This window comes from Enhygromyxa salina, assembly GCF_002994615.1.
GTDB lineage: Bacteria > Myxococcota_A > Polyangia > Nannocystales > Nannocystaceae > Plesiocystis > Plesiocystis salina_A.
Map to the genome: position 1 here is coordinate 1 of NZ_PVNK01000032.1, position 9787 is coordinate 9787.

Genomic DNA, 9787 nt, shown 5'->3' on the forward strand with positions numbered 1-9787 from the left:
GTCTCGGGGCTTGGGGGTGCTCGATCGCTACTGGCGGTGGGTCGCGCACCAGCGTCAGCGGGCCTGGGCTTCGACTCGGGGGGATCCGGCGGCGAGCCTGGTCGTGGCCGCGGGGCTTGGGCTTCGCTCGGCGCTCGCGCCCGAGTCCCGCGAGGAGCTGCGCTCGGCGGGGCTCGGGCACTTGATCGCCGTCAGCGGGCTGCACATCGCTGTGGCCGCGCTGTGGTTGCAGGTGATCGCGCGGCGGGGGGCGGCTCTGTTGCCGATCCCGGCGAGCTACGCCTGCGCGCTCGCGTGGTTGCCGCTGTGGGGCTACGTCGGGCTCACGGGTGGGGCGGCGTCGGCCGTTCGGGCCGCGGCGATGCTCACGGCTGTCGACCTGGGCACGGTGCTTGGACGGCCGAGTCATGGGCCGACGACCCTCGCGGTTGTGGCCGCCGCGATGTTGTTGGTGCGGCCGGAGTGGTTGGTGGACCCCGGGTTTGCGCTGTCGCTGTCTGCGATGGCGGCGATCGTGACGGCGCCTCGGGATCTTGGCGTGCTGGCTGCGAGCTGGCGGATCACCTGGGCGACTGCGCCTTTGAGCGTGTTGTACTTTGACGTCGCGCCGCTGCATGGGTTGGTTGGGAACGCTGTCGCGTTGCCCTTGTTTGGCGTGATGATGCCGGTCGCGCTGGTTGCGTGCGTGGTGCCTGGGGCTGTTGGCGCGGTCGCGATGGTGGTGGCGCGCTTGTTCGCGAGCCCGATCTTGGATCTCGCGGCGTTGTTGGCTCGGGTCCCCGCGTTCGGTCCGCTCGGCTTGTTGGGGGCTGCGGTGCTCGGGCTGGTGTTGGGGGCGGTCGTGGGTCGGCCTCGGGCCGGGGACGGTGCTCGGCGGGGGTGGTTGCCACCGAAGCTCGCGTGTGTCGTGGCGATCGCGGTCTCGATGGTGGTGTTGGTCGAGGATGTCCGTGAGCGGCAGCGGCTCGTGGGGCCGCCGAGCTTTGATTGGATCGCCGTGGGCACCCTTCGCTCGCGCTCGCTGCTGGTTGCGGATCCGTCTGGGCCTGCGACGGCGTGTCTGTATCGGCCGACCGACTCGGGCGGGACCTGGCGTCGGCTGCTCGAGCTCGAGGGGGTGCGGCGGATCAGTCGACTCGACGCTGGGCTGCCGAAGGTGGGGGAGGGCGGTGGCTGGTCGGAGCCGGCCTCGGATCCGCGGACCCGCGCGCTCGGGCGACAGCTCGAACGCGCGGGCTTCGAGCTGGCTGAGGATCACTCGGGTGACGGTTGTCGACCGCCGGGCGCAGCCAAGCTTCGCGCGGCGCTCCGCGCTTGTCGCTATCTTCAGGGCGGGCGCGGTCGTGCGCTCGTGCGCTCGCAGGGTGGGGCGCTTCGCTGTCGAATCGAGGATCGATGGGTGCCGACCTCGGTGGCGCGAGACGAACCGGGGCGCTGAGCGCTGCTCGCCACCTCGCCACCTCGCGCCCCGTCCTCGTCGGATCCACGCCCGCGCCTACGACCGGGCGCTCGCGGGGGTCGTCGAGCTGCCCCGCTGCGCCCCCGATCGCCCGACTGTTCACCCGTAACTGAACAATTCCCCAGCTGATCTCCCCTCGTCAGATACCGCCCCGCCCACGCGCCAAGAATTCATGTCACCTCCAGGTCTCCGCTAGACTCCCCCCGTGCCGGAGACCGTCGCACGGCTGCTCGAGCTGCGTCAGGGGCAGCCCGCGCGCGTCCACGAGCTCACCCTCGGCACCCACGTGCTCGGTCGCGAGGCCGGCGTCGACGTGCTCCTGCGCCACCCCGACGTCTCTCGCCACCACGCCGAGCTCCACATCACGCCCGACGGCGCGACGATCCGCGATCTCGGCAGCAAGAACGGCGTGCTCGTCGACGGCAGCAGGGTCAGCGACGCGACCCTCACCCACGGCTCCCGCTTCGCCTTTGGCGCCCTGAGCCTGGTCCTCGACCACGCCGGGGCCCACGTCGACCGCCTGCTCGTGCGCAGCGGCGAGCTCACGGTTCGCCGGCCACGCGCGGCCACCAACCCGAGCTCACCCGCCGACTCTCCCGCGCCGCCACTGACCGCGCCGATCCTCGTCGCGCTGACCTTCACGATCCTCCTTGGCGCGCTGCTGGTGTTCGGATGACTCACCCACGCGAGTCCCACCTCCGCAAGCTGCCCAAGGTCGACCGCGTGCTCGAGCACCCGCGCCTGACCGAGCTCGGCCTGCGTCACGAGCTCACCCGCCGCGTCGTCGTCGACGCGATCGCGGCCGAGCGCGCCCGAGTCCTCGCCGCGCTCGCCCAAGACCGCGAGCCGGATCCACCCGTCGCCGAGCTCGAGGCCCTCAGCGAGAGGGTCCGCGCCCAGCTCGAGCGCTGGCTGAGCGTCCACCCGCGACCGGTGCTCAACGGCACAGGTGTGCTGCTCCACACCAACCTCGGACGCGCGCCGCTGTCCGAGCCCGCGCGCGCGGCTGTCGTCGGGGCCGCCGGGACCTGCGATCTCGAGCTCGACCTCAGCACGGGCAAGCGCGGCAGCCGGCTCGCGCTGCTGCGGCCGCTGCTCGCCGCGCTGTTCGAGGCCGAGGACGCCCTCGTCGTCAACAACGGCGCGGCGGCCCTGCTGCTCGCGTGCACGGCCCTCGGGCGCGGCGGCGTCGTGCTCTCGCGGGGCCAGCACGTGGAGATCGGCGACAGCTTTCGCGTGGCCGAGATGGCCGCGGCCGGAGGCGCGCCGCTGACCGCCGTCGGCAGCACCAACCGCTCGCACATGCGCGACTACGAGGCCGCCCTCGACGGCCTCGCAAACGTCGAGGCGGCCCTGTTGTGGGTCCACCAGAGCAACTTCACCCAGGCGGGCTTCGTCGGCGAGGTCCCGCTCGCCAAGCTCGCCGCGCTCGCGCGTGGGCGCGACGTCGCGTTGATCGCCGATCTCGGCAGCGGCTCGCTGGGCTTGGGCATCCCAACCGGCGAGCCCACGGTCGCGGCCTACCTCGAGCAAGGCGCGACCCTCGTCACCTTCTCGGGCGACAAGCTGCTCGGGGGTCCGCAGGCGGGGATCCTCGCCGGGTCCGCCGCCGCGATTCACCGCTGTCGCCGCCACCCCCTCGCCCGCGCGCTGCGTTGCGGCAAGCTCGCCCTCGCGGCGCTCCACGCGACGGTCATCGCCCACGCGCAGGCGTCCGCGCCAGGATTGCCGCTCCACAACATGATCGCGGTCGGGGTCGATCAGCTGCGCGCCCGGGGCCTGCGACTGTGTGAGGCGCTCGGGTGGCCGTCGAGCTGTGTGCGTGACAGTCGAGCGACGATCGGCGGCGGGTCGTTGCCGGGCCAAGAGCTCGCGAGCGTGGCTTTGGTCGCACCCGCCAAGGCCCACGCGGCCGCGATGATCCTGCGGGCCGGGGAGCCGCCCCTGATCGGACGCGCCCACGACAACGAGCTGTGGATCGATCTGCGGACGCTCGATTCGATTGACGACGATACGCTGCTCGCGTGCCTGCGTCGGCTCGGCTCCACGGTCACTTGATCTGCATTGAGTGTCAGGGATTGAGCTGACGATCACATCGCGGTGGTCGGACGGTCGGACCCTCACCCGACAAGTTCGCGTGTCGTTGCGCGGGCCCTCGGGACCGACCACTATAAATCACCGCTGCTCGATGCCATGGATGGACACGGCGAGTAAGACGGCGAAGGCGACGCCGATGGGTCGCAGCCGATTCAGTACGCGTCAACAAATGTTCCGCGAGGAGTGACAGTCGATGAAACGACATAGTGCAGTGATGCTCATGGCAATGGTCGCCGCGTGCGGTGACAATGTTGTCTCGAACACCGGCGGCGCACGGGGGACGGAGGAATCTGCTGACGCTGCCGACGAAGGCGTTGACGACGAGGCCGGCGCGACGGACGGCGACGGTGACGGCGACGGCGACGACGACGGCGACGGCGATGGCGACGGTGACGACGAGGGTCCTCCGCCCGATATGCGGACCGAGACCGACCCCAACGAAGAGATCCCGCCGCCCGACGAAGAGGGCTGCCACGCCATCTACGCTCAAGACCTGCTCCCAACCTTCGAAGTGACGGTCGACCCAGTCGTCTGGGACCTGCTCGAGCACGAGTGGAACAACGGTCAGGCCAACGAAGACCTCGGCGTCAACCCCAAGCCCTATCACCCGCTGACCGAGTTCAAATACGGCGATATTACGATCCACGACGCGCAGATCCGGCTGCGCGGCAACCCGAGCTATTGGGACCCGCTGCCTGATGACAAGATGCAGTTTCAGATCGGGTTTCACACCAACGATCCGGACGGTCACTTCTTGGGCATCAAGCGGCTGGTCCTGGAGGCGGCGACCTACAATCGACACATGCTGCGTGACCGCCTGGCGCTCTCGATCATGCGCGATGTCGGCATTCGTGCGTCCTGCGCCAACAACGCGCGGCTCGTCGTCAATGGTGAGTACTACGGGGTGTTCACCAACATCGAGAAGATCGACGAGGCCTACCTCGAGCGGGCCTTCGACGATCCAAGCGGTGATCTGTGGAAGCGCGGGAACTGGAGGCTCAAGACCAACGAGGACACCGCCAACGATGATCGCCTCAGCGCGCTCAAGGACGCAGCCACGCCCGAGGAGCTGTTTGCTGTGCTCGACATCGAGCAGGCGTTGCGGGTCTACGCGGCCGAGGCGATCATCCCCGACTCCGACGGGCTGTGGGCAGGAGGGCTCAATTTCTACATGTACGATGATCCGCTGATCGGTAAATTCGTGCTCCTGCCCTGGGACCTCGACAACACCTTCGAGTATTTCAACGACGAGCCCGATGGCGACTACCCCGCCAACCCCGATCCCTACGTGTGGGAGAAGCCGACGACCCACGGCCGGCCCTGGTACGACATCTCCTTGCAAGATCCGATGTGGTTCGCGGTCTACGTCGGCCTGATCGACGAGATCCTGCACCAGGGCTACGACCCGAACAAGCTCCATCAGCGCATCGAGACCTGGACGGAGCAGATCGAGGACGCGGTCTTCGAGGATCCGAACAAGCCCTACTCCAACGCTCTGTACATGGTCAAAGTCCAGGAGCTGCACGAGTTCGTCGACGCACGCTACGCCTTCGTCGACAACTGGCTCAACTGTTGGCAGGGCGGCGGGATCGACGACGGCGAGGGCTACTGCATGATCCCCTGAGGGTCAGGGCAGCGGCACGTAGCCTGTGCGCAGGGGGCTGCCGCGCCCGGTCGCCCACAGCACGCAATTGTCCGACGAGCCCGGGAGGTCCCAGATCTGCACGCCGCCGTCTCCGTCGCCGAGCGAGTCCTTGAGCGAGATGACCAACTCGAGGGTGCCGTCGCCGTCGAGGTCTGCGATCGACGGCGCGGCCATCGATCCTCGGAACGAGAGCTCGACGGTGTGGAGCTCGTTGCCGCCCGCGTCGAGCACGATCAGGTGGGTCGGCGCCTCGGGCATGCGCGGCTCGCCGGCCGCGTAGGTCGCAAACACGACCTCGGGTGAGCCGTCGCCGTTGAGGTCGGCGATCAGGGCCTCGCTCGCACCCACGAAGGGGTTGACCGAGCCGTAGGCGTAGGTCCACATGACCTCGCCGGTCGAGCGAAAGGCCCACAGCAGGCCGTCGTAAGTCGGGAGCACGATCTCGAGCCCGGGCTCGCCGTCGAGGTCGCCGACCGCGGGGCTCGGATAATTCGGCACGATGTTGTGGCCGAGCTCGGCGTCGTAGGCCAGCGGCGCGCCAGCGTCCTTGGGCCACTCCCAGCCCGCGGGGCGGGTCATGTCGGCGTTGAGCACCCAGACGCTCACGCCCTGGTTTTCGGTCGACTCGCTGTGCTCGTGGTCGCCTCCGAGCACGATCTCGTGCTCGCCGTCGCCGTCGACGTCGGCGATGACCGGTGGGGAGTAGGTGAACTCCGAGCGGTCGCCCGTGCCCCAGCCTTGCATCGCGAGCTCGGGGTCGTGGTAGGCCTCGACGCCCGTCACCCAGCTGTCCATGAAGTCGGGGTGGGTCTCGAAGTTGGTGCCGTCGCCGGACCAGACGCCGAAGCCGATCGCGTCGTAGGTCGAGACCACGTCGAGGACGCCGTCGCCGTCGAGGTCGCCCGCGCCGATGTTTTGGTTGAAGCCACCGTAGTCGATGCAGTCGCCCGCGGGCGCGGTGCAGTCTCCGACCTGTGGCCAGCCCGCGGCGCTGCTGCCGTCGAGCTCGAACACGTTGGTCGCGGGGCCGTCGGCCTGCTTGTTGATCAGGAGCTCGTGCTGTCCGTCGCCGTCGACGTCGGCGACCGCGAGGCTGCGGACCTCGGCGTCGCCGTAGGCCTGCGGCCAGCCCGGCAGCAGCTCGCCCGTGTGATCGTAGACCGCGACGTTGTAGCCGTTGTCGTCGGGGTGGGCCGCGACGGCGATCTCGGTGTCGCCGTCGTTGTCGAAGTCGCCGACCGCGGCCGAAGACCACATCCGCACGCTGCCGTGTTCCGGGGAGTTGGACGCGCTGTAGGACCACGCCGTCTGCCACAGCGGGGCGCCGTCTTGGTCGTAGACGTAGAGCACCGAGTGGCGGGCCGCGACGATGTCGAGCTGCCCGTTGCCGTCGACGTCGACCAGGGCCGGGGAGGCCAGCCAGTTCTCGTCCCAGCTGCCCGGCAAGGTCGCGCGCAGGACCGGGGCCTGAACCTCGCCCGAGCCGCCGTCTGCGGCTGGCATGCACGAGGCCGGCGGGGGCTCGATCGGCCCGCTGGTCTCGGACGCGCCGGTCTCGGACGCGCCGGTCTCACCCTCGGCGTCGGACTCGGTCGAGCTCGCGCGGTTGCACGCGGCGAGGGTGACGATCCCGATCAAGCAGGCGACGCGTCGCGTCATGGCAGCCCGCGCTCGACTTTTTCTCCGGCCGAGCGCTCGAAGCGATCCGCGTCGGCGTCCTCCATCTTCTTTTCGGCCTCCTCGATCTGCTCTTTGGCGTGCTCGAGCTTCTTGCCCGGCGCCGACTCGGCCTTGCCGCCCTCGACCACGCTGCGACGGTCCCCGCCCTTGTTGGCGCCCGCGTCGTCGTCGCAGGCCGAGGCGGCGAACGCGAGGGCGACGAGGGCCGCGGTGGACACAAATACACACACGCGCGAGGTGGCTGGTGTCATGACACATGGTACCGCGGTGCTCGAAGGTTCTGCGAGTTGCGCGGCGCATGGATTCGGAAAATGCGGTCGAGCCCGCTCACGCCGCGGGCTTGGCCTCCCCACAAATCGGTCGGTTTTCCGCGTCAGCGCGACCGAGACAAAGTTGTGCTCCGCGGCCTTGCCGTCGATTGGGATCGCCCCTCGCGCTCGCAACGACGCAATGCCAATTGATGCTTCAGCAGGTCGACATCCTCGATGTCGGCGGGTCGGCTTGGCCTGCGCGACCCGCAAGGTCGAGCAAGTGGTCTCTGGTACAGGATGCGACGGGCAGTGGTGCAACCACTAGTGGGTGAGCTGGCGGGAGGATCTCTGGTCGAGACCGTGATCACGTGGGCTTTGAAGTCGACCTGAACCTGCCACTCCCACCGGTGTGATTCATCGCAGCATGCGTTCCGTGATGGCCAAGGAAAATTTGGGTTCGTCGCTGAGAGTGGTTGCACACTACTCGCGGCAGCCGGAGTCTCCGGCGAAACGCACATGCAACGAAACAGCCTACAAATTCTTGGTTTCTCTGGTCTCGCTTTCTCGGTCTCGCTCCTCACGGCGTGCGGTGACCCGTGTCTCGATGACGGGCGCGGCAAGCCCGGTGCAGTCTGCGATCCCGGCAACGCCGACACCAACACCGAGACCGGCACCGAGACCGACACCGACACCGACACCGCGACCGCGACCGCCGGCGACGAGAGCGGCACCGAGAGCGCCGAGGGGGAGCCGGACGAGACCTGGTGCATCGACGAGGACAGCGACGGTTTCGGCGATCCCGACAACTGCGAAGAGATCCCCGCTGGCGAAGAGCCCCCGCCCGGTTCGGTGCCGCAAGATCAGGCCACCGACTGCGACGACGCTGACCCGAACACCTTCCCGGGCGCGGCCGAGCTCGACGACCCGGCCGCGTGCATGACCGACGCCGACGACGACGGCTACGGCGATGACACGCCGAGCAACGCCAACGCCGTGCCCGGCTCGGACTGCGACGACGCCAACGACCACGCGTTCCCCGGCGCCGCCGAGCTCGAAGATCCGGCCGCGTGCATGGAAGACAACGACGAGGACGGCTGGGGCAGCACCACGCCCAGCGGCGGCGAGGGCAGCTCGACCGTCCCCGGCAGCGACTGCGACGACAACGACGCCGAGGTCAAGAGCTGCCCGAAGTGGTGCCCGGACGAGGACATGGACATGTTCCTCGATCTGAGCATGTGCGCGTTCTTGCTGGAGGGGGAGGAGCCGCCCGAGGGCTACATCGAGGCGGGCCCCGACACTGTCGGCGACTGCGACGACGCGGATCCCAACACCTACCCGGGCGCGGCGGAGATCGACGACCCCGAGGCGTGCATGACCGACGCCGACGGGGACGGCTGGGGCGACATGGATCCCAAGCCGGGCGTCGAGCCTGGTCGTGACTGCGATGACGCCGACGGTGCTCGGGTCGTCTGCGTCGACGCGGCGCCTGGCTGCGTCGACACCACAGACGGCGGCAGCGCTCAGCTGATGGCGACCGCCAGCGGCGGCGACGGCAACTACGTCTACGCCTGGACGCCCGTCGAGACCCTCGACGATCCCGCGATCCCCAACCCCACGGCCCTACCGACAGAGATCACGACCTACACGGTCGACGTGACCGACGGCGAGATGAACATGGGCCAGGACGAGATCACCGTCCACCTGACCGACAAGCCCTGGGTCCTCGGGGGGGTTCCGGACGCCGAGTGCGAGGCGGTTGGCTTCCTGCTCGACGCCGCGGATCACGACTTCGCGAACGAGGGCACCACGACCTGCACGACCTCGAACTCGGATCCGACCGCCTACGTCTGCCCCGTCGTCCACGAGCAGGCCCGCATCACCGGGACCATGACCGTGACCGATGCCCAAGGTGACGACGACTGGATCGGCTTCGTGTGGGGCTGGCAGAATTCCTCACAGTTCTACATGTTCCACTGGAAACAGTCGGCCCAGAACCTCGGCCTCTGCGTTGGTGTCGAGGGCATGGTTGTCAAGAAGGTCGACGCACTCGGTGCGCTCAGCCAAGTTGACCTCGGCTGTGACATGGACACGCCAAACGTCACGGTTTTGCTCGGCCCCGATGAGACCTCGACCGAGGGCTGGATCGAAGGCCGTGACTACGGTGTGGAGCTGCTCTACGACCTGACCGAGACCGAGATCACGATCACGGATCTGAGTGACAACTCCGTCGTCGCCAACTTCGTCGTCATGGACGACAGCTACTCCAGCGGCAAATTTGGGACCTACGACTGGTCGCAGATCAACGCTTGCAACGGGCCCTGGCAGTCAAACTGCCTCTAGCGCCCGCTCAAACGGCTCTGTGCCTCAGCGAGGGCTCCTCTGGGAGCCCTCGCTGACGTTTAGGGGGCCACGCAGACCCCGACGAAGCTCATAGCCCAGCGAGGGAGCGCAGCGACCGGCCGCTTGCGGCCGTGCGTGGCAGAGTCGCCAACGGCCAGGGGGGTCTAAACAAGCCCCCTCCTAGGGGGCCACGCAAACGACGGCGAAGCTCATGCCAGCCCACCGAGGGAGGGAGCGCAGCGAGCGACCGACCGGCCGCTTGCGGCCGTGCGTGGCAGAGTCGCCAACGGCCAGGGGGGTCTAAACAAGCCCCCT

The 9787-nt window shown here is 68.7% G+C and carries 7 protein-coding genes; 5 read left to right on the plus strand and 2 right to left on the minus strand.

The window, feature by feature from the left end; all coding sequences use genetic code 11:
- The 4 genes from ENSA5_RS03135 to ENSA5_RS03150 all read left to right on the plus strand — a co-directional run.
- On the plus strand, positions 1–1438 hold a 1438-nt coding region (locus ENSA5_RS03135), incomplete at its 5' end, for a ComEC/Rec2 family competence protein (protein ID WP_146155264.1).
- A gap of 226 nt (positions 1439–1664) precedes the next feature.
- Entirely contained in the window at positions 1665–2135 is a 471-nt protein-coding gene (locus ENSA5_RS03140; protein WP_106390065.1) for an FHA domain-containing protein, read from the plus strand.
- Positions 2132–3517, plus strand: a complete 1386-nt coding sequence (selA, locus tag ENSA5_RS03145) for an L-seryl-tRNA(Sec) selenium transferase (protein ID WP_106390066.1) — start codon at positions 2132–2134, stop codon at positions 3515–3517. Before ENSA5_RS03140 ends, selA begins: the two co-directional genes overlap by 4 nt.
- 253 nt (positions 3518–3770) lie before the next feature.
- Positions 3771–5180, plus strand: a complete 1410-nt coding sequence (locus ENSA5_RS03150) for a CotH kinase family protein (RefSeq protein ID WP_181197301.1) — start codon at positions 3771–3773, stop codon at positions 5178–5180.
- A 3-nt stretch (positions 5181–5183) separates the two neighbouring features.
- On the opposite strand, the gene ENSA5_RS03155 is transcribed toward ENSA5_RS03150, so the two are convergent.
- Positions 5184–6860: an FG-GAP repeat domain-containing protein gene (locus ENSA5_RS03155; protein ID WP_106390068.1), complete on the minus strand. Its 1677-nt coding sequence runs from the start codon at positions 6858–6860 to the stop codon at positions 5184–5186.
- Positions 6857–7132 (minus strand): hypothetical protein, encoded by a 276-nt coding sequence (locus ENSA5_RS03160; RefSeq protein ID WP_146155267.1) that lies wholly within the window; start codon positions 7130–7132, stop codon positions 6857–6859. Before ENSA5_RS03160 ends, ENSA5_RS03155 begins: the two co-directional genes overlap by 4 nt.
- Before the next feature lie 516 nt (positions 7133–7648).
- On the opposite strand from ENSA5_RS03160, the gene ENSA5_RS03165 reads away from it, so the two are divergent.
- Positions 7649–9472 carry a hypothetical protein gene (locus ENSA5_RS03165; protein WP_106390070.1) on the plus strand — a complete coding sequence of 608 codons (1824 nt, stop codon included), beginning with the start codon at positions 7649–7651 and terminating at the stop codon, positions 9470–9472.
- The last annotated feature ends 315 nt before the right edge of the window (positions 9473–9787 follow it).